Origin of the sequence: Phyllobacterium phragmitis, from assembly GCF_002980495.1 — a bacterium.
GTDB classification, from domain to species: Bacteria; Pseudomonadota; Alphaproteobacteria; order Rhizobiales; family Rhizobiaceae; genus Paramesorhizobium; species Paramesorhizobium phragmitis.
In genome coordinates, this window is record NZ_PVBR01000002.1 from 174072 (window position 1) to 198082 (window position 24011).

The 24011-nt window shown below is 59.6% G+C and carries 23 protein-coding genes, 1 other RNA gene and 1 pseudogene; 11 read left to right on the forward strand and 14 right to left on the reverse strand.

Annotation, left to right across the window (positions count from 1 at the left end):
• Positions 1 to 98: 98 nt before the first annotated feature.
• The gene (locus C5748_RS02985) at positions 99 to 1424 is read left to right on the forward strand and encodes an Nramp family divalent metal transporter (RefSeq protein ID WP_245428782.1); all 1326 of its coding nucleotides are present in this window, start codon (positions 99 to 101) and stop codon (positions 1422 to 1424) included.
• 71 nt (positions 1425 to 1495) lie between these two features.
• Here C5748_RS02985 and C5748_RS02990 read toward each other — a convergent pair whose 3' ends face one another.
• Positions 1496 to 2362, reverse strand: coding sequence for an AraC family transcriptional regulator (locus C5748_RS02990; RefSeq protein WP_105740644.1), 867 nt, complete (start codon positions 2360 to 2362; stop codon positions 1496 to 1498).
• Between the two features lie 16 nt (positions 2363 to 2378).
• Here C5748_RS02990 and C5748_RS02995 point away from each other — a divergent pair, with 16 nt between their 5' ends.
• Complete coding sequence (locus C5748_RS02995; protein WP_105740457.1) at positions 2379 to 2789, forward strand: DUF2000 domain-containing protein; 411 nt, start codon at positions 2379 to 2381, stop codon at positions 2787 to 2789.
• A gap of 15 nt (positions 2790 to 2804) precedes the next feature.
• On the forward strand, positions 2805 to 3218 hold the full coding sequence (locus tag C5748_RS03000) for a cupin domain-containing protein (RefSeq protein ID WP_245428754.1): 414 nt from the start codon (positions 2805 to 2807) through the stop codon (positions 3216 to 3218).
• A 6-nt stretch (positions 3219 to 3224) separates the two neighbouring features.
• Here the strand turns inward: C5748_RS03000 and rnpB are convergent.
• The 6 genes from rnpB to C5748_RS03030 all read right to left on the reverse strand — a co-directional run bounded on the left by rnpB (position 3225) and on the right by C5748_RS03030 (position 7226).
• Positions 3225 to 3658: RNase P RNA component class A (gene rnpB, locus C5748_RS03005), an RNA gene on the reverse strand.
• 87 nt (positions 3659 to 3745) lie between these two features.
• Positions 3746 to 4525, reverse strand: coding sequence for a lytic transglycosylase domain-containing protein (locus C5748_RS29285; RefSeq protein ID WP_105740458.1), 780 nt, complete (start codon positions 4523 to 4525; stop codon positions 3746 to 3748).
• Between the two features lie 243 nt (positions 4526 to 4768).
• Positions 4769 to 5548: a peptidoglycan recognition protein family protein gene (locus tag C5748_RS03015; protein ID WP_105740459.1), complete on the reverse strand. Its 780-nt coding sequence runs from the start codon at positions 5546 to 5548 to the stop codon at positions 4769 to 4771.
• Positions 5545 to 6255 (reverse strand): J domain-containing protein, encoded by a 711-nt coding sequence (locus C5748_RS03020; protein ID WP_105740460.1) that lies wholly within the window; start codon positions 6253 to 6255, stop codon positions 5545 to 5547. The genes C5748_RS03015 and C5748_RS03020 overlap by 4 nt, the downstream gene beginning before the upstream one ends.
• Before the next feature lie 129 nt (positions 6256 to 6384).
• The gene (locus tag C5748_RS03025) at positions 6385 to 6738 is read right to left on the reverse strand and encodes a hypothetical protein (protein ID WP_146119464.1); all 354 of its coding nucleotides are present in this window, start codon (positions 6736 to 6738) and stop codon (positions 6385 to 6387) included.
• Between the two features lie 278 nt (positions 6739 to 7016).
• Entirely contained in the window at positions 7017 to 7226 is a 210-nt protein-coding gene (locus C5748_RS03030) for a hypothetical protein (RefSeq protein WP_105740462.1), read from the reverse strand.
• Between the two features lie 362 nt (positions 7227 to 7588).
• Here C5748_RS03030 and C5748_RS03035 point away from each other — a divergent pair, with 362 nt between their 5' ends.
• From C5748_RS03035 to C5748_RS03055, 5 genes are all read left to right on the forward strand, one after another.
• Positions 7589 to 7963 (forward strand): SPW repeat domain-containing protein, encoded by a 375-nt coding sequence (locus C5748_RS03035; RefSeq protein ID WP_105740463.1) that lies wholly within the window; start codon positions 7589 to 7591, stop codon positions 7961 to 7963.
• A gap of 193 nt (positions 7964 to 8156) precedes the next feature.
• A complete protein-coding gene (locus C5748_RS03040; protein WP_105740464.1) occupies positions 8157 to 9407 on the forward strand; it encodes a BtaA family protein in 1251 nt (416 codons plus the stop codon).
• Between the two features lies 1 nt (position 9408).
• On the forward strand, positions 9409 to 10071 hold the full coding sequence (locus tag C5748_RS03045; protein WP_105740465.1) for a class I SAM-dependent methyltransferase: 663 nt from the start codon (positions 9409 to 9411) through the stop codon (positions 10069 to 10071).
• A gap of 95 nt (positions 10072 to 10166) precedes the next feature.
• The gene (locus C5748_RS03050) at positions 10167 to 10985 is read left to right on the forward strand and encodes a glycoside hydrolase family 25 protein (RefSeq protein WP_105740646.1); all 819 of its coding nucleotides are present in this window, start codon (positions 10167 to 10169) and stop codon (positions 10983 to 10985) included.
• 186 nt (positions 10986 to 11171) lie between these two features.
• Positions 11172 to 12416 carry a lytic murein transglycosylase gene (locus tag C5748_RS03055; protein ID WP_105740466.1) on the forward strand — a complete coding sequence of 415 codons (1245 nt, stop codon included), beginning with the start codon at positions 11172 to 11174 and terminating at the stop codon, positions 12414 to 12416.
• Positions 12417 to 12478: 62 nt separating this feature from the next.
• Here the strand turns inward: C5748_RS03055 and C5748_RS03060 are convergent, their stop codons facing one another.
• The 4 genes from C5748_RS03060 to C5748_RS03075 all read right to left on the reverse strand — a co-directional run bounded on the left by C5748_RS03060 (position 12479) and on the right by C5748_RS03075 (position 19136).
• Positions 12479 to 15025 carry a putative bifunctional diguanylate cyclase/phosphodiesterase gene (locus C5748_RS03060; RefSeq protein ID WP_105740467.1) on the reverse strand — a complete coding sequence of 849 codons (2547 nt, stop codon included), beginning with the start codon at positions 15023 to 15025 and terminating at the stop codon, positions 12479 to 12481.
• 209 nt (positions 15026 to 15234) lie between these two features.
• Complete coding sequence (locus tag C5748_RS03065; RefSeq protein ID WP_105740468.1) at positions 15235 to 16455, reverse strand: alanine racemase; 1221 nt, start codon at positions 16453 to 16455, stop codon at positions 15235 to 15237.
• Positions 16456 to 17075: 620 nt separating this feature from the next.
• Complete coding sequence (gene metF, locus C5748_RS03070) at positions 17076 to 18026, reverse strand: methylenetetrahydrofolate reductase [NAD(P)H] (protein WP_105740469.1); 951 nt, start codon at positions 18024 to 18026, stop codon at positions 17076 to 17078.
• A gap of 99 nt (positions 18027 to 18125) precedes the next feature.
• Entirely contained in the window at positions 18126 to 19136 is a 1011-nt protein-coding gene (locus C5748_RS03075; protein ID WP_105740470.1) for an ArsR/SmtB family transcription factor, read from the reverse strand.
• 119 nt (positions 19137 to 19255) lie between these two features.
• Here C5748_RS03075 and C5748_RS03080 point away from each other — a divergent pair.
• Positions 19256 to 19564: pseudogene (locus C5748_RS03080) on the forward strand (DUF2293 domain-containing protein); the annotation flags it as partial.
• A 360-nt stretch (positions 19565 to 19924) separates the two neighbouring features.
• Here C5748_RS03080 and C5748_RS03085 read toward each other — a convergent pair.
• Together C5748_RS03085 and tam are read right to left on the reverse strand one after the other, a co-directional pair.
• Positions 19925 to 20554: an MOSC domain-containing protein gene (locus tag C5748_RS03085; protein ID WP_105740472.1), complete on the reverse strand. Its 630-nt coding sequence runs from the start codon at positions 20552 to 20554 to the stop codon at positions 19925 to 19927.
• Positions 20555 to 20657: 103 nt separating this feature from the next.
• The gene (gene tam / locus C5748_RS03090; RefSeq protein ID WP_105740473.1) at positions 20658 to 21425 is read right to left on the reverse strand and encodes a trans-aconitate 2-methyltransferase; all 768 of its coding nucleotides are present in this window, start codon (positions 21423 to 21425) and stop codon (positions 20658 to 20660) included.
• Positions 21426 to 21450: 25 nt separating this feature from the next.
• Between tam and C5748_RS27745 the strand changes: the two genes are divergently transcribed.
• Both C5748_RS27745 and C5748_RS29375 read left to right on the forward strand, forming a co-directional pair.
• The gene (locus tag C5748_RS27745) at positions 21451 to 21888 is read left to right on the forward strand and encodes a hypothetical protein (RefSeq protein ID WP_146119465.1); all 438 of its coding nucleotides are present in this window, start codon (positions 21451 to 21453) and stop codon (positions 21886 to 21888) included.
• The gene (locus C5748_RS29375) at positions 21873 to 22106 is read left to right on the forward strand and encodes a Dam-replacing domain protein (protein ID WP_105740474.1); all 234 of its coding nucleotides are present in this window, start codon (positions 21873 to 21875) and stop codon (positions 22104 to 22106) included. The genes C5748_RS27745 and C5748_RS29375 overlap by 16 nt, the downstream gene beginning before the upstream one ends.
• 36 nt (positions 22107 to 22142) lie before the next feature.
• On the opposite strand, the gene ettA is transcribed toward C5748_RS29375, so the two are convergent.
• On the reverse strand, positions 22143 to 23792 hold the full coding sequence (gene ettA / locus C5748_RS03100) for an energy-dependent translational throttle protein EttA (RefSeq protein WP_105740475.1): 1650 nt from the start codon (positions 23790 to 23792) through the stop codon (positions 22143 to 22145).
• Between the last annotated feature and the right edge of the window lie 219 nt (positions 23793 to 24011).

Consider the following 24011-nt stretch of genomic DNA (forward strand, 5'->3'; position numbering starts at 1 on the left):
CAATTGCATTTATGGATCGAGTAGCCCAAGGATCAAGCAGCATGGATCGACCCGACCCCGCGTTTCCGGAAGAATTATTGGTTAAACGCCAACCCGAGATGACGCTCAGCGGCTGGCGTCGCGACCGTGGCACAGCGTCGCTTTCCGAGGTCCACCGATCGATCGCCGTCAGCAAAACCGGTCCGGGCTGGCGCAAGGCGCTGACCTTTTTCGGCCCCGGCTATCTCGTCGCCGTCGGCTATATGGACCCCGGCAACTGGGCGACCTCGCTGGCCGGCGGTTCACGTTTCGGTTACGCGCTTCTGGTCGTCGTCCTCCTCTCCAATATCATGGCGGTTATCCTGCAATCGCTATGCACCCGCCTCGGCATCGCCACGGGCCGCGATCTGGCGCAGGCCTGCCGCGACGCCTATCCGCGCGCGCTTGCCTGGCCATTATGGTTCCTGGCCGAGATCGCCATCTGCGCCACCGACCTTGCCGAAGTCATCGGCACCGCCATCGGCCTCAATCTGCTTTTCGGTATGCCGCTGGAAATCGGCGTGGTCATTACCGCGCTCGACGTCTTCCTGATCCTCTATCTGCAGAACAAGGGCTTCCGCTGGATCGAGGCGCTGGTCATCACCCTTCTCGGCGTCATCACGCTCTGTTTTGTCACCCAGATCATCATGGCCGATCCGCAATGGGGCGCGGTCATCCGCGGCTTCGCGCCCACGACAGAGGTCGTCACCAATCCTGATATGCTCTATCTCGCACTCGGCATCATCGGTGCGACCGTCATGCCGCACAATCTCTACCTTCATTCCGGCATCGTCCAGACGCGCGACTATGGCGAAACGCTGGACGAGAAACGCTCCGCCATCCGCTACGCGACGCTCGACTCCACCATCGCCCTCACCTTTGCCCTCGCCGTCAACGCCTCGATCCTCATCCTGGCCGCCGCCAGCTTCCACACCACCGGCCACACCAATGTCGAGGAACTGGGCGATGCCCATACCCTGCTCAGCCCGCTTCTCGGCTCCGCCATCGCGCCGAGCCTTTTCGCGATCGCGCTGCTGTGCTGTGGGTTGAACTCCACCGTAACCGCCACGATGGCCGGTCAGATCGTCATGGAAGGTTTCCTCGATATCCGGCTTGCACCCTGGCTGAGAAGGCTCATTACCCGCGTCGTCGCCATCGTGCCAGCGGCCGTCGTCACCATCGCCTATGGCGAGAGCGGCACGGCCAAGCTCCTGATCCTGTCGCAGGTGGTCCTGGGTCTGCAACTGCCCTTCGCTATTATCCCGCTGGTGGTGTTCACCGCCAATCGCGCCAAGATGGGCAAGCTTGCCGCGCCGCGCTGGCTGACGATCCTGGCCGCCGTCACAGCCGCCACCATCATCGTGCTCAATATAAAGATGATCATCGATTTCATGATGGGACATTAGGGTAAATCAGGAAAAATCCGGTGTGAGAACAAAGGGATGAACCACTTTCCCGATTCAAGATGGCAACTGCATCAACGCTCGGCATTGATACTCCGCCAGCGCCCTGGCGTCATGCCATAGGCCTGCTTGAACTGCCGCGTCATGTGGCTCTGGTCGGCAAAGCCGCTGGAGAATGCGGCATCGGCAAGCGCTGCGCCCTGACGCATCGACCGCCTCGCATGATCGAGCCGGCGCATCGTCAGGTAGCGGTAGGGACTTGTTCCCAATTGTTGGCGAAAGTGACGTGCGAGCGCATAGCGGTCGAGCCCCGTGACCTCCTCCAATTGTTCCGAAGCGACGACGCGGTCGAAATTCTCGTTGAGGAAATGCCGCGCCCGCTCGACCGCCGTGGAGGAGATGGCCGAGCGCGAATGCTTGCCGGCGGAGGGATCGCGCGCCAGAAGCGCGTCGGCGATCGCAACGACGATCTGATCTATCTCCAACCCTTCTAACCCGTTATCGAGCGCATCGAAGGCCGGTTGCAAGGCGGCGAGCAGGCGGGGATCGTCGGCAACCACGTCGCGCACGAAAGGCAGGCTTCCTGCCCGCTCCCCCAGTGCATCGCGGATCATGAACGGCTCGATATAGAGCATCCGGTAGCGAAAACCCGTTTCCACACCCGAATGCCCATTATGCACCTCGTCGGGATGGATGACGATGACCTTTCCGGCTGTGCTGTCCATCTTCGCCCCGCGATAATCGAAGGACTGCACGCCGTTAAGCGTATAGCCGATGGCGTAGGTATCGTGCCGGTGCGGATCATAGGCATGCCCCTCGAAGAAGGCTTCCATCCGCTCAAGCCCCGGCGCCGGCGGCGCTAGCCGGATCCAATCATGCGGCGAAGGCGCACACGATCGTTCAAGACCCGCCATCGCATCTGCGTCAATGATTGTATCCATGACTTCAATTGCACCCATGACCTTCGACACCAAAATCATAATCGTGGTCCGCACCGATCTCGCGACCTGGCAAAAACTCAACATTGCCAGCTTCCTCGCCGGCGGCCTCGTCGGATCATATCCCGAACTGGCGGGTAAGTGCTACGCCGATGCGTCGGGGAAAAGCTATGGCCCGCTCATACGTCAGCCGATCCTGATCTTCGCTGCGACCGGCGACGATCTCAAGAAAATCCTGGACCGTGCCACCGGACGCGAACTGCAGCCGTCGATCTATACGCGGGAGCTGTTTTCGACAGGCAACGATACAGATAACCGTGCAGCAGTTGCCGCCGTTCCCACAGAAGACCTCGATCTCGTCGGTATCGCGCTCCATGCCGAGCGCAAGCTGGTCGACAAGATAGTCAAAGGTCTTTCGCTGCATCCATGAAGAAGGAAACCGCCCATGGATATCACCATGTACGATACCGGCCTGCTTGCCGCCGAATTCCAGGCAATCGATAAATACTGGTCACCGCGTGTCATCGCGGCAGCCAACGGCCAATATATCAAGATCGCCAAGGTAATGGGCGATTTTGTCTGGCACAGCCATGCCGACGAGGATGAATTCTTCCTCGTCCATCGCGGCACTTTCATCCTGCGTTATCGTGACGGAAGCAGGACCGTCCTCCACGCAGGTGATTTCCATGTCGTTCCACGCGGCATCGAGCATTTCCCGTCGGCACCGGAGGAAACCTGGATCATCTTCGTCGAACCGGCGCAGACCAGGCACACCGGCGACAGCGAGACGGAATTGACGAAATCGATCGAACGGCAGACTGCACACCTGCGGCGTGCATCCTCTGATATCGTCGAATGAAGTGATAATGTCAGTTGGCCTGTAAGCCGGGTTCTGTATGGCCGGGCTTGCGCCCGACGCGGCAGCCATTCATCTGGGACGGATGTCGCCACCCGCCTCTTGCAACCTACCCGGACGGCTGATCCGGAAACAGATCGCCGGACTTTCGCCCGGCACGCCGTCCCTATTCGGTCTTGCTCCCGGTGGGGTTTACCGTGCCGTCGCCGTTGCCGGAGACGCGGTGGGCTCTTACCCCACCCTTTCACCCTTACCCCGTCATCCCTGGCGCCCGGTCTTTTTGAGACGCGGCGCGACGGAAGACGGGGCGGTCTGCTTTCTGTGGCACTTTCCCTGGGGTCGCCCCCGCCGGGTGTTACCCGGCACCGTGTTTCCATGGAGCCCGGACTTTCCTCACCTGCCGCCTTTCAGCATATGACAGGCGCGGCTGCCCAGCCAACTGACAGTGCGTATAAAGGTGCTTCGCATCCAAAACGCAACAAAAAAGCCGGATTATTCATCCGGCTTTTTCGAGATTCCGATTTTTACGCTTAGAACGAGCGCATATAGACCTTCACCCGGCTGCAATATTGCGCAGAAATCGGGTTCATGCGCTTAGCGCCATGGCCGGCATTGTATCTGAGGATCGTGCCGCAGGTCGAGCCGCCGCTAAGCTTTTGTGCCATGGAGAGATATTTCATGCCATACTGCACATTGGTTGCGGGATCGTAGAGGCCCTTTGCCGAACCGGTATAGCCGAGCCCGCGCGCCGTCGCGAGCTTGAGCTGCATAAGTCCGATCTCGCCCGCCGCACCCCGCGCATTGGCGCGATAGCCGCTTTCATGACGGACCACCGCATGGGCGAGCGATGCCGGTACCCCATAGGTGGACGCATAGCGATTGATGATGCCGGCGTAAGGCGTGCCGCCCGTCCGTCGAGCCGATGCCGCCTTTTTCGAGATATGCTTCTTCGAAATCTGCTTCTTCGATATCTTCTTTCGGGAAACCTTGTGGGCAGAAGCTTTCTTCTTGGAGACTTTATGGGCTGAAACCTTGTGGGGCTTCTTCTTCTTCTTGATGGTCGCTTTCTGGGTCTTCTTTTTGGCGGTCGCTTTCACCATCTTCTTGCTGGCCGGCGCCGCCTTGCGGGCCGTGTGATGCTTCTTTCCGCCCGTTTCTGCCTTGGCTTCTTCCGCAGCTGCCTGCCTTTTAGCCTTTATGATTGCAGCAATGCTCGTTTTCTCGATTGCCGGAGCGCTATAGGCTGCACTGGAGCCAAGCGTTCCCATTGCGCCGATGAGGACGCACACAAAACCAAATTTTCTTATCATAACCTAACCGTCTGGAACTGTTTGAAAAGTCAGGCCGCCCCTCTAAAGAGAAAAACGCCGGCCCGGTCCTTGCCCCTTTTGTGAAGCGACGGATCCACAGTGCCGCCTCAGGAAACATGGCGGTTGATCTGACGGCGAAATGCAGCCGAAGATTGATCCGGCAAGTAACTTTACATTAACCAGTGTAATAAAACGCCCAATTCCATTGAATCATGACTGGAAAAATCCTTCATCATCAATGGCTTAACTTGAGACAACAGAAAATCCGGAAAGTAGCCTGTGCAGCGTTTCGATCGTTGAGATATCGGCGACACCATCAACTTTGTGAGAGCGAAAATGTCGTTGAAACCCCTTTACGGCCGCTTCCGTCTTCATCTCGAACACGCCATTGATCGGCACTTCATAGCCGTAAAGCGCCAGCATCGACTGCAAGGCTTCGACCGGCTGCCCCCGATCGCCGAGGACAAGAAAGCGCCCGCCACGGATCGGCGACGGCTTGACCCAATGACCGATGCCGGCATGGTGCAATCGCTCCCATGGGAACTTTTCACCTGGGTCGATCTTGCGCGACGGCGCGATATCCGAATGTGCCAGAACCCGTTCGGGGCGAATGGAATGGCGCGTGCAGATATCCCGGCTGAGAGCGATAACCGCCTTGATCTGCGCGTCGGGGAATTCCGGAAAATCGCCGCGCGGCCCCTGATTGACGATCTCGATGCCGATCGAGCAGGAGTTGATGTCGGTCTCGCCATGCCAGAAGCTTTTCCCCGCGTGCCAGGCCCGCTCGCGCTCGGGAACCATCTGCACGATACGGCCGTCCTCGTGCACCACGTAATGGGCCGAAACCTCGCTCTCAGGGCTTTCAAGCAGCGCCTCCGCCGCTTCGCCGGTTTCCATGCCCGTATAATGCAGGATCAGAATGGAAACCCGCTTGCCATCCTGGCGCGGGCCGAAATTGGGTGAAGGGCGGACAGACGCCCTCTCGTGATCGGGAACGAAAACGCTGTCTTCGATATCGCTCATGCAGCCTTCAGTTCTTTTTCGATCTGTTCCCAGGCGCCGTTGATCGCCGCGATGCGGTCGTTGGCGATCGTCAGGAACTCCTTCGGCACGCCGCGTGCGGCCAGCCTGTCCGGATGGTTCTCATTGGCGAGTTGGTGATAACGCCTGCGTGCCTGCTCCAAGCTCGTTCCGCGCGAAAGCCCAAGCACGACGTAGGGATCCGCATCGCCGAGATCGACATGCCGTGCGGCGATGGTCTGGAAATGCGCCTCGTCGAACCCGAATATCTCGCCCACACGCGTCAGGAATGCCAATTCCTTCTCATGGACATAGCCATCCGCCTTGGCGATGTGGAACAGACCATCGAGTATATCCTCGAGGAACTTGCAGTTCGGATGCCCCGACCCGCAAAGCGCCGCCATCTGCGCCGCATAGCTTTCATATCCCGCCGTATCCTGCTTCGCCAGATTATAGAAGCGGGCGACATGCCTGCTTTCAGATTCCGGGATGGAGAATATCTGCTGGAATGCCTTGACCTCGTCATGGGTGACGATACCGTCCGCCTTGGCCATCTTGGCCGAAAGCGCAATCATCGCGATCGAGAAGGAGACCCGCCGGCGGGTTTCAGGATCGCCTTCGAATGCCGTGCGCACAGCCTCAACGATGCTCGTCAGAGCGCTCGATGCCACATTGGCCACGAAATCACCGACACGAACCCAGATCGACATGCTGGCCTTCTAACCGCAAACACATGAAATAGCGAGAGGCCAATGCAATCGCCGGAGATTTACATATGACATAAAACGAAACGGCTGGCACTGTGGCCAGCCGTCACGTTTCTGTCAGCAGGCAGCATCTTACTGCGCGCCGAGTGCCTTCTTCGCCTCGGCTTCCGCCGCATTGCCGGCTTGCGTGACGAGATCGTCGCTCTGACCGGCTGCCTTCGCTGCAGCTTCCGCGGCAGTGCGGGCTTCGTTGACGGCCTGTGTCTTCTCTTGAGGCGACATCGAATTCACCAGTTCCTCTGCGGTTTTGGTCGCCTCGGCCTCTACCGATGATGTCGTAGGCGTCGTGGTCGCAGGAGCAGCAGCCGTTGGCTGTTCGCTCTTTGTCGTTGCCGGTGTCTGGTTGGACGCCTGCTCGCTCTCGCTGCAACCAGCAAGAGCAGTCATTGAAAGTGCTGCGATTGTGAAGATAAACTTCTTATTCATAATATAATCCTTCATCGAAGTATGTTTCGCCATACACCTGAATTATCCATACAAAAGTTAAGGAAAATCCTCGACTGTTATTTCCAATTTTCTATATTTTATTCTAATACTTCCGAAATAGCGCCAAAATCCGGTGAATCTCACGTCAGTCACTTGATGAACTTTGATGAAAGCAGGAAATATTTGGTTTCCGCAAACAGAAGCGGCCCGGCACGACCGGGCCGCTTCTCATTCTTGTACCGGTTGGGAAACCGGCTGCCGCATCTCCTGCGGGCGCTTTACTGGCTGGGCGTCGTACCTGGCGTCGTGCCGGGCTGCGCTGGAGCCGTATCATCGGCTGGAGGCGCCATGTTCTGCTCTGTGCCAGGCTGCGTCGCCGGCGCCTGATCCGGCTGCGTGGCGTTGGTCGTCGTGTTGTCGGTATCGCTGCACGCTGCCAGCCCCATAACCGAAAGAGCTGCAATCGATGCGATCAGAATCTTCTTCATTGGTCTTCTCCTTCACGTCAGATAGCCCCGCCGGATGTGCAGGACCACCCTCCCAGCAAAAACGGGCGGTCTCATGAAAAGTTCTCTCAACTTGTCTTACATGACGTTACACACGCGACCGGAACCCGGCCCCGCTTCCCGCCCGAAGCGTTGTACGGCGGCGCACCAGGGCCTCGCCGAAGTCCGCCGCGCATAATTTCCGAGATCCAGAGATACCAGAAATGATTGTGTGAAAGGCGGTTTTCTGGGATAATATGCATCAGTGCGTACGAACACCCGATGAGGAGTTCGAGGAAACATCACGCGCAAGCTCCTCATAGGCATCCGGTTACGCATAACCGTAGCCTGAAGGAGGTTTTCTCATGGCAACCACCAACGATATGGGCCGTATGGGGCTGATGCAGCACCGCAGCTGGGAGGACATCGCCATGATGGCTCTCGGCGCCATCATCTTCGTGTCGCCATTATTCTATCCCGTAGGCGGCAATGTAACCATCGTCGTCAGCGCCATGATCACCGGCGCCGTCATCGCGGCGCTCGGCATCATGGAAATGGTTTCCCTGCGCCGCTGGGAGGAGATGCTGGCATTCCTCGCCGGTGTGTGGATGATCGTTTCGCCCTATGCCTTGAATTATATGGGCCCGCTGCGCTCCTGGCATATCGCGCTCGGCCTCATCGTCGCCCTCGTCGCCGCCCTGCAGATGTGGCAGGACCGCAATCGCCGCTTCGACGAGTAGGCAACCGACAGCAACCCGAAATCTACCGCCGGAGCTTCGGCCCCGGCGGTATTGCTTTCTCCGGCAACAAGGACGCCTGTCCATCGGGTCGGGTACACAAGCCCCGTCACGGGGCTGTTACATGCTGATGCTACGCGGATTGAACTCTCCCCCAGGAAGGGATTCGCGCACCATGCCCGAGATCAGGTCCACAATGAAGCAAGCCGCCCCGCACAGTGAAAAACAGCGCAATGAAAAGCTCAACCGCGCCGTGCGCCAGAATTCGCTTTTCTCCAAAGCAGGTGTATCCGAACGGCTTTTTGCCCATTTCTTCAAGGGGCTGGTCTATCCCCAGATATGGGAGGACCCCGAAGTCGACATGGCGGCGCTGGAGATCCGCCCCGGCCACCGCATCGTCACCATCGCGTCCGGCGGCTGCAACGCGCTTTCCTATCTGACGGCTGATCCGGCAAGCGTCGAGGCGGTCGATCTCAATCAGGCGCATGTAGCGTTCAACCGGCTGAAACTTGCAGCCCTCGCCCATCTGCCGAATTACGATGCCTTCTACCGCTTCTACGGCACCGCCGACGACAAGACCAATCTGCAGGCTTATGAGCGGTTCATCCAGCCGCATCTCGATCCGCAAAGCCGCGCCTATTGGGAAAAGCGGATGCTCTCCGGCCGCCGCCGCATTTCGATATTCTGGCGCGATCTCTACCGCCACGGCCTGCTCGGCGTGTTCATCGGCATGGGCCATCGCGTCGCCCGCCTCTACGGCATCGACCCGCGCGATATCCTTAAAGCGCGAACCATTGAGGAGCAGCGCACCTTCTTCGACACCGCCCTTGCTCCCCTCTTCGACAAGCGCATGATCCGCTGGGCGACGGCGCGCAAATCCTCGCTGTTCGGCTTGGGCATCCCGCCACAGCAATATGATGCGCTGGCGACCGCCGGCAATGGCGACATGGCGGCCATCCTGCGCGGTCGGCTGGAAAAGCTCGCCTGCGGTTTTCCGCTGGCGGACAATTATTTCGCCTGGCAGGCTTTCGGCCGCGGCTATAGCAGCGACGCCGAGACCGGCCCGCTGCCGCCCTATCTCTCCCGCGCCAATTTCGATCACGTGCGAGCCCGCGTGGCCCGCATGAGCGTCGTCAACGCTTCCTATACCGAGTTCCTCGCCGCCAAGCCCGACGCTTCCGTCGATCGCTTCATCCTGCTCGACGCCCAGGACTGGATGAACGATGCGCAGCTCAACGAGCTCTGGCGCGAGATCACGCGAACGGCGGCGCCGGGGGCGCGCGTCATCTTCCGCACCGCCGCCGAACCGAGCATCCTGCCCGGCCGCGTTGTTTCAGCCATTCTCGACCGATGGGATTACCGCGAGGACCTGTCGCGCGAGCTCCACGACCGCGACCGCTCCTCCATCTATGGCGGTTTCCACCTCTATTGCCTGAAGGACGGCTGACATGTTCGGCAAGGCGCAGAAGATCGACCATGGCAGCCTGATGGACCGCGTCTATCGCCGCCAGCGCCATGTCTATGACGCGACGCGCAAATATTATCTGCTCGGGCGCGACCAGATGATCGCCGGTCTCGATGTCCCCTCAGGCGGCAGCGTTCTTGAAATCGGCTGCGGCACCGGGCGCAATCTCATCAAGACGATGAATCAGTTTCCCAATGCACGGCTCTACGGCATTGATATCTCCCGTGAAATGCTCGACACGGCGCAAAAGGCGGCAGACCATGCAGGCATCGCCGACAAGCTGCGGCTGGCCTATGCCGATGCCGCCCGCTTCGATCCGCAGGCGCTGTTCGGACGCAGGGATTTCGACCGCATCTTCATCTCCTATGCCGTATCGATGATCCCGCAATGGCAGGTGGTGATGCGCGAGGCGGTGGCGCATCTGGCGCCCGGCGGCGAACTCCATATCGTCGATTTCGGCGATCAGAAACGGCTGCCGCACTGGTTTCGTGCCGCACTTTATCGGTGGCTGGAATGGTTCCACGTCACGCCGCGCAACAATCTTTTCACGGTAGCAGCCTCGATCGCCGCGGATGCCCGCGCAAAGGCCGAGACGCGTGCGCTCTATCGCGGCTTTGCCTGGATTTCGGTGATAAGGCGTTCCTGACCGTTTTTCCCAATGCCTGATTGATATCTGTTAGTGACGACCGCCAACGGATCGCGTAACGCTTTTTAAACGCTGTTTCCAATATGGCCTTTTCCATGAAGCGCACCGCCACCGTTCTGCTGTCCCTGTTCCTGTCTGCCTGCACCACGGTGGATTATGATCTTTCCGAAGCGACGCGCACCGTCAGGACGGAACGCAAGGTGACGGTCGCCTATCCCGCCGTCAGAGCCCCCAAATTCGCCGACCGCGATCCGCACGACTGGAATGGCAAGACGCCCTGGCACTATGCGGTCCATGGCACCGATGTCTCCAAATATCAGGGTTCGATCGATTGGAAAACGGCTCGCGAAAGCGGCATTTCCTTCGTTTTCATCAAGGCGACGGAGGGCGGCGACCGGGCGGATGAGCGCTTTACCGAGCATTGGTCCAAGGCGCGCGCAGTGGGCATGCCGCGCGGTGCCTACCATTTCTATTATTTCTGCCGTCCGGCCATCGAACAGGCGCGATGGTTCATCCGCCACGTGCCGCGCGATCCCCATGCGCTGCCACCGGTCCTCGACATGGAATGGAACCATTTGTCGCCAAGCTGCAAGCTGCGCCCGAACGCAGCCGTCGTGCGCCGCGAAATGCAGATATTCCTCGATGCGGTCGAACGCCATTACGGCAAGCGCCCGATTATCTACACGACAGTCGATTTCTTCGACGACAACGGCTTGAGCAGCATGAAGGAATATCCCTTCTGGCTGCGCTCGGTCGCAGGGCACCCGAACGAAAAATACGGCGACCATCCCTGGACATTCTGGCAATACACCGGAACCGGCAATGTGCCCGGTATCAAGGGCGACGCCGACATCAATGTCTTCGCCGGCAGCCCGAAGCAATGGCGCACATGGGTCGAGGGCAAAAAGCGCTGATTTCGGCGCCACCCCCAGCGATTCATACGCAAGTTTGACTTCATTTCCGCGCAGCAATAGTGCAGAAACAGGCGATTGCAAGCGCAGTCCAAGAATAGTCTCAATTGCGCGCATCTTGCTCTGCCACAAACCCTGACCTTGATCGAAATGGCCTTGATAGAAAATGGCCCCGAGAGAAAACCATCCATGAAGAAGACCGCCTTCCTGCTGGCAGCATCGTTTTTTGCCTCGACCGCACTTGCGGCGGCGCAGCAACAGTCCCCCGCCCCAATCCCCGCTCCCCTCGATGGAACGGCCGATGGAACCGTTACGATGCCGAAACCGGCCTGCGGTGGCGACATGGAGGTCTGGTTCGATGGCGTGATCAAGCAAGCCCGTGAGGCGGGCGTCTCCGACAACAGCATTGGCGAACTCTACAGGGCTTCGATCGATGACAAGGTCCTTGCCCGCGACCGCTCGCAAGGCGTGTTCAACCTGACATTCATCGATTTTTCCAAGCGGCTCATCTCGGACGCGCGGTTGAAGAAAGGCCGTGAAAACCTCGTTAGATATGCCGATGTGTTCAGGAAGGCCGAGGATGCCTACGGCGTTCCCGGTCCCGTCATCGCTGCTTTCTGGGGCCTCGAGACCGACTATGGCGCAATTCAGGGTGATTTCGATACGCTGAACGCTCTTGTGACGCTTTCCTTCGATTGCCGCCGACCCGAACTGTTCCGCCCACAATTGATCGCCCTGCTCAAGCTGTTCGACCAAGGCGTCGTCAATGCCCGCACGACGGGCGCATGGGCCGGCGAGATCGGCCAGATGCAGGTGCTGCCGCTCGATTATCTCGATCGCGGTACGGATGGCGACGGCGACGGGCGCGTCGATCTGAAGAACAGCGTGCCCGATGCAGTGATGACCGCGGCGCGCATGCTGCATGATCTCGGCTGGCAGAAAGGCCAGCCCTGGCTGGAGGAAGTGCGGCTGACAAAAGACCTCCCCTGGGAAGAGGCGATCCGCACCAACCGCATGCCCCATTCCAAATGGGCCGCATGGGGCGTGGAAGGGCTGAACGGCCCGCTCGGGCCAGACGATGGCGACGCTTCGCTGCTCTTGCCGATGGGGCGCAAGGGTCCAGCCTTCCTCTCCTATCCGAATTTCGATGTCTTCGTCGAATGGAACAAGTCGATCGTCTATGCGACCACCGCCGCCTATTTCGCCGCGCGTCTTGCCGGCGCACCCGCCTTCGAGGCCGGCGGTCCCGTTGCCGGCCTCGACACCGACCAGATGAAGGCGCTACAGACCAAACTTGCCGCGCGCGGCTATGAAATGGGCAAGATCGACGGCGTGTTCGGCCTGTTGACGCGCGACGCGGTGCGCACCGAACAGCTTCGCCTCGGCCTGCCTGCCGATTCCTGGCCAACCGTGGAACTGCTGAATAAGCTTTGAAATGAGCGAGTAGTGATATGGAATAAATATTTCTATCTACTCACTATTTCACGACTCCCCCGTCACGCCACCTGCCTCGCCTCGTCGAAGAATGCGCCGATGATACCGGCGACATTTCCCCGCGTGACGGGCGGGCTGAACAGGAAACCCTGCAGTTCACCACATTGTTCGGCGCGCAACCGTTCGAGCTGAGCGGTCGTCTCGACCCCTTCCGCCGTCGTGTCGATGCCGAGGCTCGCACCAAGCCCGATGATCGCGCGTACGATCGCCAGCGATTCCGGGCTGTTGTCGATCTCGCGCACGAAGGAGCGGTCGATCTTCAGCCGGTTGAATGGAAACTGCTTGAGATAGTGCAAGCTCGAATAGCCGGTTCCGAAATCGTCAAGCGCAATGCGCACGCCGCGCTCGCGAAGCCGCCGGAGCAACGCGAGATTGTCCGCGCTGTCATCGAGAAGCACCGACTCCGTGATCTCGATTTCCAGCCTGTCAGGAGCAAGTCCACTGTCGCGTAATGCCTCTTCGATCGCTTCGAAGAGCCTGCCGCTTCGAAACTGGACGGGCGAGACGTTCACGGCAACCATGAGCGGATCGGGCCAGGACACCGCCTGGCCGCAGGCTTCCCGCAGCATCCAGCGACCAAGCCGGTCCACCTGACCGGTTTCTTCAGCAATCGGAATGAACTCCAGCGGAGGCACCATGCCCCGGCTCGGATGGTTCCAGCGCATGAGCGCTTCGAAGCCGCACAATTTGCCGGTCTGCACCGAAAGGATCGGCTGAAAATGCGCCTCGAATTGGCTGGCGATGTCGGCGTTGCGCATATCCATTTCCAGCGATCGGCGGTTGCTGACCTGCACATCCATCTCCGGCTCGAAGAAGCGAACCACGCCCTTGCACGAGCCTTTGGCGCGGTAAAGCGCAAGGTCGGCGCATCGAAGCAGATCATCAGCGCCGGTCGCGTCGATGGGGGCGACCGCCCCGCCAATGCTGGCGCCGATACGGATCGGGCTGCCCTCGACGCCGGTGATCGATGACAGTTCCTGGCCGATGCGCCCGGCAAGTATCTCGATCTGCTCCCGTGATTCGAGCCCCGGCGCAAGAATGGCGAACTCGTCTCCGCCGAGCCGGGCAACGATATCTGCTTCACGCAGGCGCTTTTTCAGCCGTTTCGTCACTTCGATCAGCACGGCGTCACCAGCGGCGTGGCCGAGCGTGTCGTTGACGATCTTGAAATCGTCGAGATCGATCAGCAGCACACCGAAAGCCCGTCCGCCACCGGCAAGATTGTTGGCCGCCCGCTCGATTTCGCGTGTGAACACGGTTCGGTTGGCTGCGCCCGTCAGCGGATCGTGGTGGGCAAGATAGGTGACATGCGCCTCTGCACGGCGGCGCTCCGTGATGTCCATGATGGTGGAAAGGGTGGCCGGCCGGCCATCGACCAGAACTTCACTGGCATATTCGATAATGTCGATGATCCGGCCATCGGCTGTGCGGTGGCGCGGACCCGTTTCAGGCGAGGCCGCATCTTTCTCCTCCAGGCCGTCTGCGGGCCCATCGGCGCAAAGATCCGATATACCGAGTTCGAGAAACGCCTCGCGACTATAGCCATAAAGACGCAGAGCCGCTTCGTTGACGTTGAGAAAGCCCTCCCCGCCCTGGACGCGGACATACATCGGCGCCGGATTGTCGTCGAAGAGCGACCGGAACAGCGTCACCCGGGATTTCAGCTCGCGAATATCGGTCAAGGTTACGGCGAGGATGCCGTCGGCGGAATCCACACCGACCTGCAGGGCAAACGGATGTGCGTCGAGTTGATAGGCAAGCTCGAACGGTTCGATCGGCTCGCCGCATGCCGCCCGCAGCAATCGGTCGGGGATGCCGCCGATGCCAAGACGCGCGAAAGCCTGGGAAAGAAGAGTGAACTGCAGGAGATCGGGCTGCGATCCTAGAAAACGCGCAGCTGCATTGTTGATGCTTAGAATGTAGAAGTCACGCGGCAGCCCGTCTTCGCCGGCAACCGGATTGAGCCCGAGAATGCCTTGCTGAGAAGCATTGATCAGTAGTTTGGGCAAATTGAGCTGCGCCTTGCGCGGGCGCATGATGAGCAGGGAATACTCTCCGCTCCAGCGGCAAGAAAGCGGAAAGGCGACGATCTCCACCGTCGACACCCTGTTATCGATCAGCCACCGGCAGAGTGTGAGACTTGGTTCGCCGAGGAGCCGCGACCGGCCGATGGCCGAAGCAATGGCCTGCCGGAAGACGAAAGGCACCTCGCCAAGATCGGGCGCAAGATCCGGCGACGGCTCCCCGCTGAGGCGGATGATCGACCGGATCAGTTTGCCGGCACGCAGGATTCTGGCGGCTTCGCCAGGCAGACAGTGGATCACCGCGATTTCATCGGCGAAACGCCCCATATTGCCCAGCGTGAAATCCTCATAAGAGGGCAGCGGCGTATTGATGCGCGCCGCCTGCCAGCAATGCAGCATGTAGCGCACATCTTCAAATTCGGTCGGGATATTGACCGGTTCCACCGGCAGGTCGCCGGGCGCGCGTGCACCGCCATCCGTTTGCCCCGAGACCGGCGATACCGTTTTGTTCCTGAATGCAAACATGACAGTTCCTCGTCCGGATGCCCTGCGGGTGAGCGATGATCTCGAGAGCGATAAGGGAGTAGATCACGGAACATGCCGATAAGGCTCGGCTCGGCGGGCGGCATCATGCCTCGCGCCGCCTCAAGCTGCGCGCCGTCCTGAACGGACTTTAGACAGCGTATCCTTTCGAAGGATTTAAACCGTTCGTCATGGAAGCGTCATACGACCGGCTACCCCGCCATCGTTTCCAGCGAAGCGAAGCTGTCCGGCTTCTCACCCTCGTCAAACGGCGTCTCCACCTCGACGAAGGTGTCGGGATAGAACCCGTTGAAACGGGTGCGCAGCGCCATCGAATAGGCGCCGATATGGCCGATCTCGATCCAATCGCCGGTGTCCACCGTTTCCGGCAGCCAGAACGGCCGCGACAATATATCGACGGAATCGCATGTCGCGCCGCAGACGCGGAACGGCACGATCGATTTGGAATTGCCGTTGCGGCTCTTGATCGCCGGATCGGGGATGAAGCGGGCGGGCAGCGTGATCTTGCCGGTCCATGAATCCGACAGTGACGCCCATATGCCATCATTGATGTAAAGCCGCCTGCCCTTGCGCAGCAGCACGCGCACGATCAGGGAAAACGCTCTCGCGACGATCACGCGTCCCGGCTCCGCCACCAGCGGCAGGTCGCCGAAATCCCATTCCACGATATCGCCACGCAATCGCGACATCAATTGGCCAAGCGAGGGCATCTCGACATGCTTGCGGCGCGGATCATGGCCGTATTCGGCGGGAAAACCGCCGCCGACATCGAGACCCGCCAGCGGAACGCCGGCGCGGTTGCGCACCCAGTCCGCCGAACGTAGCGCACGTTCATAAACATCCGGCTCCTCGATCTGGCTGCCGACGTGGAAGCAGATGCCCACCTTGTAGCCGGTCCTGTGCAGCCGCTGCAAAAGCTCGACCGCATGAGCCGGCGGCGCGCCGAACTTCTTGGAAAGCTCATAGGCCGCATGCCCCTTGGTCTGGATGCGGACATAGATGGTAACGCTGCCGGGATCGATATCGAGCGCCCGCACGATGCGCGTGACTTTAGTGATCTCGTCCTCATGGTCGATCGCCAACACGCGGAGGCCATAGGTCTCGAGCGCCAGGCGGATATCCGACTGCGCCTTGACCGGATGCATATAGAGCATCCGCGCATCGGGTGCAGCCTGCCGCACCGCCGCGAATTCCGCCGGCGAGGCGACGTCGAACAGATCGATCCCGTTTGCCGCCAGCGTTTCCAGCACCATCGGCTCGCCATTGGTCTTTACCGCATAAGCGGTTTCGCCGGGGAACATCGCCATGAACCGGCGTGCATCCTCCACGAGCACCTGTGGCCGGAAGCAGTAGACCGGATGATCCGGGCGCGTCGAAAGGGCGACATCCCGTGCGGTTTCGAATCGTTGCATCGGACCTCCATGCCGGTCTGGCGGGAGGAACCTAACAAGGCTTGGCGATAGAAAAAAGCTGTTATGGCGCCTGGGGCGTCATTAAATCATGTCGCCCGGAAGTGAGAACAGGCTTCGGGACAACGACATCCGCAAAATAAGAGATAGAGGCACAACGAGCATAGCCGGCTGACCCGAAAATGGTGAAATTCCGGTATTCCGTCGCCCCTGGCGCGATGGTTCACGAAAAGTGAACGGGCGAGGTAAACGTTTTTTTTCAATCGTTTAGATCGACATAGGGAAAAATTTTCCCCAATCATACCGCAGCGCAGCATGAAATCCGCTTTTTTTATGGCTCGATCGAGCATAGATTCGCGCACGTTAACCCAGTGTCATGAGATGTTCATCTGATCGTTGGATGGAGCTATGGCGCTTGAAGGAGGCAGACCGATGGGACTTACACGTTCGCTTAATGTCCTTATGATCTGTGCAGCGTTCGCATTTGTAGGTGCGATGGTAATGGGCCTTCTCCCGTAAGGAGGAACCAAGACTGCAGATAGGGGTCTTCAATCATTCAGGGAAGCTAAAAGGAAAAAGCCCGGCACAGCGTCCGGGCTTTTTCAGTTTCAATGTGGTCGTCTTCACGCGGCCGCGCCCGCCAGATCGGGGCTCAGGGATTTGCCAGTCCCAGCCTCCGCCCCCTGCTTTTGCGGGCGGATGCCGATCAGATGGCAGATGGCGAAAGCGAGGTCCGCCCGGTTCATCGTATAGAAATGGAAATCCTGCACGCCGCGCTCGACCAGATCGAGCACCTGTTCGGCGGCGACGGCGGCGGCGACCAGCGCATGGGTCTGCGGATCGTTTTCCAGCCCGTCGAAGCGCTCGGTCAGCCAGGCCGGGATATGCGTGCCCGCCCGCGAGCAGAAATTCGTCACCTGCTTGAAATTATGGATAGGCAGCACGCCCGGCAGGATCGGAATATAGATGCCGGCCCTGCGCACCCGTTCGACATAGCGCTCATAGAGATCATTGTCGAAGAAGAACTGGGTGATCGCCCGCGTCGCGCCGTTGTCGACCTTACGCTTCAGCATGTCGATATCGGTGGCGAAGTCGGGGCTTTCGGGATGCTTCTCGGGATAGGCCGAAACGGAAATGTCGAAATCGGCGAAGGCTTTCAGGCCGGCGACCAGTTCGGCGCCGTTGAGATAGCCGCCAGGCGTCGGCCGGTACTGATCGCCCACACCGCTTGCCGGATCGCCGCGCAACGCCACGAAATGCTTGATGCCCAGCGCCGCGAATTCACGGATCACCGTATCGACCTCCTCCTTCGTCGCATCGACGCAGGTTAGATGCGCCGCCGGCGTGACATCGGTTTCGTTGAGGATGCGGGCCACGGTGCGGGCCGTGCGCTCGCGCGTCGAGCCGCCCGCGCCATAGGTCACCGACACGAATTCAGGTTTGAGCGGCGCCAGCCGCGTCACCGTTTCCCAGAGCCGCTTTTCCATTTCCTCCGTCTTCGGCGGAAAGAACTCGAAGGAGACCCGCGTCGTCTGCCCGATATCGGGACGGCGGGAAAGACCGAAAACACTCATCAAACACTCTCCGTCGCGGTTAGCATTTTGCAGCCGGATGGACTCATCCGGCGTGGCACAAATGCGGCTATAATAAACACTTAGAGCGGTTCTTCTCGATCACGACACGAACTGCTCTAAGGAGGAAGGAACAGGGTCGGCAAGGATCAGACGCGGATCGCAGGCAAGCCAGAGTTTTACGGTCAGCCCGGCATCGCCGCCCTTCGATTCCAGTTCATGGGTTTTGTCGCAGGCAAGCCCGGCCTCTGTCAGCCAGCCGCGCATCTGCTCGTCGCTGAAGCCAAGGCGCAGATGCGCATGTTCCTCGCGCAGGAACTCCAGCGTATGCGGCGCGAAATCGACGATCAAGAGCCGCCCTCCTGGGCGCAGCGCCCGCGCCGCCTCGCGGATTGCCGCCTGTGGATCATCGAGGAAGTGCAGCACCTGATGGATGGTGACGAGATCGAAGCTCTCCCGCTCCACCGGCAAGGCATAGATATCACCCTGCCGAACTTGAGCATTGGTGATGCCGGCGCGGTCGAGATTGGCGCGCGCCACCGTCAGCATGTCGCGGTTGATATCGATGCCGACGCCGCGCACATAAAGCGGCGAGAACAGTTCGAGCAGCCGCCCCGTGCCGGTCCCGACATCGAGCATCGACTGGAACGGCGTCTTGCCGACGATGCGCTTCAACGCCGCCTCGACCGCGCTGTCGGAGACATGCAGCAGGCGGATCCGGTCCCAGCTGCGGGCATTGGCGCTGAAATAGGCGGTGGCCTTCTCCTGGCGCTGCGACTTGACCGTGGCCAGCCGCTCCAAATCACGCTCCAGAAGCGGATCGGCGCAATCCAGCCGGGCGATCAGCGCGCGGGCGATCTCGCCGCGCACCGCCTCGTCTGAAAGCCGGAAATAGGCCCAGGCACCCTCCTGATAGCGATTGATGAGGCCGGCTTCGTAAAGCAGTTTGAGATGACGTGAAACCCGCGGCTGCGACTGGCCAAGGATGGAGGTCAGGTCGGAAACCGTCAGATCGCCACGCGACAACAGCGCCAGAATGCGCAGACGGCTGGATTCCGCCACCGCTTTCAGCGTATCAACCATCAGGTCGAGATGAAGACTTGTATCGCGCATTGCATATTCCCGTGAGAGTCACCGCCCCAAAAGACATAAAGATATGTTTATGTGAAAATGAGAAATCGCGCAAGCAAAAACTACCGCAAGCGAGATCCGAGCGGAAAGGGAAGAATGCAATGAGCACCGGAACAGCACGTCAGCGCGCCATCGGCAGGGCCTTGACGGTGCTCCTGCCGGCAGTGCCCTATTCCGATTCCGAGCCGATCCGCACGGCGGCGCAGGCCCCGCACATGAAGACGCTGCCGCCATCCGTCGCCGTGTGGCTGGCCACGGTCGCCCATGTCCGCCACGTCTATACCGATTATGACGCGCTGCGCGACGAAGGTTACGACAAGGATTCCGCCCGCTTCTTCGTGCTCGATGCGATCAACGCCAAGCTGACCGAATGGCGCGCGACGAGGCTTTTGAGTGCGGATCAGGAAGACCAGCCCTTTGCGCAGCACCCCTCATCCGACCGCTTCGCGGCCACCCTCTCCCACAAGGGGAGAAGGGAAGATGATGCATGAAGGCGTATGCCAATCGCATACGCTAGTGGTTTGTTTCTAACATTTGAGTCCGATGGAATTGGACGCAAATGTGTAAAAGAAACAAACACAAACAAAAGGTTATCTAGTGGTTGGGCCGACGTTTCGCGGGAGCGAAGCGTCGGAGTCAATCCACTAGGTGCTCAGTCCCGGTATTTGGCAGAAAGGTTTATGCAGCGCACCTTCCTTCTCCCCTTGTGGGAGAAGGTGGCCGCGAAGCGGTCGGATGAGGGGTAGATGAAGCGAGCCATAAGAAGGAATTCACTCTGGATAATGCCAATGCTCCGGTATCCGGGCCTCGACCTTTTCGCCCGCGTTTACCGTACCCGGCTTCTCGACCCAGGCCACCAGCCCGCGCAGGCGTTTCGCGGCCCTGACGAAATCGAACGCCATATCAGTCACATCGGCGGCACCGGCATTCTCGGCAAGCGATGTGCCGGCGATCTTGCACGGAGCGTTCTGGCCGTCCACCCTCAACGTCACGCCGCCTTCGAAGAACAGCAGCGTGCGCGGCGGCAGCATTGAGAAGAACGGAATGCCTTCGACCACCATGTTCGCGCCGATCCATTCCGCCTTGACCTCCGCAATCCCGAGGTCGCCGGCGATGACGTCGAGCTCATCCGGTGCGACGAGCGAAAGCTGGCGCTCATTGCGCATCTCGGTGCCGCGCGGATACCATGGCTCGCGACCGCCGGATTTGCGCGTCAGCCCCGCATGGTAATCGCCGTCAATGCCCTCGAACGTCAGTTCCAGAGTATCAGCGGCCTGCGTGCCGAAATGGTCGTGCAAGGCCTCGAAGAGGCCGGCAACCTTGCCGCCGATCCTGCGGCTCGGCACGATTTCGGGCATCTGTCCGGCATCACGTCCAAGCGGCGATAAAAGATCGGTCATGGCGTCGTCTCCCTCAATCCATCCTGGCTTTGTAAACGAAACCTCGACCCCGAACTATCGCGTGACGCTGATCGGTTCCCGACAAATTTTGATGAGCCGCCAATCAGCCCTTCTGCGCCACGAGGAAAAGGCGCGGGAAACGTAAGAGCGCCTTGCCGTCGCGGGCAAGTGGATAATGCTCGGCGATACGCGCGGTGTACGCCGTGAGATATTCCGCCTGCTCGTCCTCGTTCAAAGGATCAAGGAAGGGCCGCAGGCCTGTTCCCTTCACCCATTCGACGATCGCCTCGGCACCCGCCAGCGGGTGATTATAGATCGTGTGCCAGATATCGAGACGCGCCGCTCCGGGCGACAACGCATCGTAATAGGCGGAAACCGGCGGCAACGGATCGCGCGCCTTGGCCCCGATCCGCTCGGCCCAGCGCGCATCGCTCGCGATCTCGATCATCAGCCGGTGCGTCGGCTCGGCGAGATTATCCGGCATCTGCACCGCCAGCACCGCCCCCGGCTTCAGCGCCTCGAAAAGCCGCGCCAGTTGCGCGATATGATCCGGCAGCCATTGAAAGACGGCATTCGAGAACAACAGATCGACGCTTTCATCAGGCGTCCAACTGGCCACATCCGCAAGCTCGAAATGAAGCTCTGGCAGCCGCGCCCGCGCCTTGTCGATCATATCGGGTGATGTATCGAACCCCGAAATATCCGCCTCCGGCCAGCGCGCCGCCAGAAACTCGGTCGAATTCCCCGGCCCGCACCCGATATCGACGATCTTGCGCGGCGCGGTAAGCGGCACCTGCGCCAGCAGATCCCGCGCCGGCCGGCTGCGCTCGTCCTCGAATTTCAGATATTGCGCCGCCGACCAGTCTTTCATAACAGCACCTATGGATTTAATTCCGATGGCTATTGCTCTGTATCTGATTATCTTTCAAGCTAATTCCACGTGCTTCGGTCAAGGACAGCCACTCAATAAAAATTTCACCCTCATCATTTCAACAAATGCCACCAGGGGCAGCACCGCTATGTCTTGGTTCCGGAATCACTATATCTGCGAGCAATGTGATGAATCGTGGAACGATGAATGGTCTTGCGCGTGTGATGATGATTGCCAGAGCTGTGGTGCACGGCATTTTTCTCCTTACCACTCAGACGATTTAAGCGTGATCATCGAGGAAATGGGAGATGGTCGGTATGCAGTGCTATACTCACCATCAAGTGCAGAACACAATCCTGATTATCGAACGCTAGCCGAGGTGACCGGAAATCGCCTAGCAAAAATGATAGAAGAAATTGCAATCAACTTAACTGCCGATGGATTCCAATGGAAATCAAATTAGTGAATGCTGAAGGATGGTTGAAAGATGTCTACCATTGCCTGCTTAGAATCGGGAAGAATGAGTTTAGCTTATCCGATGTGTATGGATTTGAAGCTGAACTTTCGAAGAAATACCCTAATAACAACCATGTTCGCGAAAAAATTCGACAGCAACTACAAAGATTGCGAGACATCGGTCAAATTGAGTTTCTGGGTGGTGGGACCTACTGCCTAAAATAGACCTGCCCGCGAAAGACACGGGCAGGTCAAGGGTATTTACCGCGTCAGCCGCTTATACGACACCCGCTTCGGATTGACGCTCTCAGGTCCGAGGCGGCGGATCTTGTCGGCTTCGTATTCCTCGAAATTGCCCTCGAACCATTCGACATGGCTGTCGCCTTCGAAAGCGAGGATATGCGTCGCCAGCCGGTCGAGGAACATGCGATCATGGCTGATGATGACGGCGCAGCCGGCAAAGTTCTCCAGCGCATCCTCGAGCGCCGAAAGCGTCTCGGTGTCGAGATCGTTGGTCGGTTCGTCGAGCAGGATGACATTGCCGCCGTTCTTCAGCATCTTGGCCAGATGCACACGGTTGCGCTGGCCGCCCGAGAGATTGCCGACCTTCTGCTGCTGGTCGCCGCCCTTGAAGTTGAAGGCGCCGCAATAGGCGCGGGAATTCATCTCGTGCTTGCCGAGCTTGATGATGTCGTTGCCGCCGGAGATTTCCTCCCAGACATTCTTGTCGGCGGCCAGATGGTCGCGGCTCTGGTCGACATAACCCAGATGCACCGTATCGCCGACGCGGATCGTGCCGGAATCCGGCGTTTCCTGGCCGGTGATCATCTTGAAGAGGGTCGACTTACCTGCGCCGTTCGGCCCGATAACGCCGACGATGCCGCCGGGCGGCAGCTTGAAGTCGAGATTTTCGATCAGCATCCGGTCGCCGAAAGCCTTCGTCAACCCTTCAGCCTCGATCACCACCTGGCCGAGCCGTTCGCCTGCCGGGATGATGATCTGCGCCTCGCCCGGGCGGCGGTTGTCGGCCGCCTGGACCAGCTCGTCATAGGCCTTGATGCGCGCCTTGGATTTTGCCTGGCGCGCCTTGGGGCTTGCCGCCATCCATTCGCGCTCGCGCTCCAGCGCCTTCTGGCGGGACTCTTCCTCGCGGCCCTCCTGCTTCATGCGCTTGGCCTTGGCTGCGAGATAGGCGGAATAATTGCCCTCATAAGGAATGCCGCGGCCACGGTCGAGTTCGAGGATCCAGCCCGTCACATTGTCGAGGAAGTAGCGATCATGGGTGATGATCATCACAGCACCAGGATATTGGCGCAGATGGTTTTCCAGCCACCCCGTCGTCTCGGCGTCGAGATGGTTGGTCGGCTCATCGAGGAGAAGCAGATCGGGCTGCGACAGGAGCAGCTTGCAGAGCGCCACACGGCGCTTCTCACCGCCCGAAAGCTTGCTCACATCCGCATCGGCCGGCGGACAGCGCAGTGCTTCCATCGCCATCTCGACCTGGCTTTCCAGGTCCCACAGGTTCTGCGCGTCGATGATGTCCTGAAGCCTGGCGCCCTCGTCCGCCGTCTCGTCGGAATAGTTCATCATCAGCTCGTTGTAACGGTCGACAATCGCCGTCTTCTTGGCGACGCCCTCCATGACATTGCCCATGACGTCCTTGGAAGCATCGAGTTCCGGTTCCTGCGGCAGGTATCCGCAGGTCGCGCCCTCGGCGAGCCAGGCTTCGCCGGTATATTCCTTGTCGATGCCCGCCATGATGCGCAGCACCGTCGACTTGCCGGCGCCGTTCGGTCCGAGAATGCCGATCTTGGCATCGGGATAGAATGACAGATGCAGGTTCTCGAGGATCTTCTTGTTGCCGTAGGCCTTGTTGAGGTCGGCCATGTGATAGATGAATTGGCGTGCCATTGCGCGCGTCGTCTCCGCTGCTTGGGGGAAATTTTATTTGCGCCGTATGTAGGCGAATTGGGACGCCGGGGCAATGATGGAGAAAACACCTGTCCCGAAAAGTGCGAAACCGGGCGCGGATATTTCCGTCACCCGGTTTCCCCTCTGGTTCCGCTTACGGAAGCACCTCTCTTCCATGGGCGGCATGTAAAGCGTTGAAGACAGTTTTCCCAAAAGGGG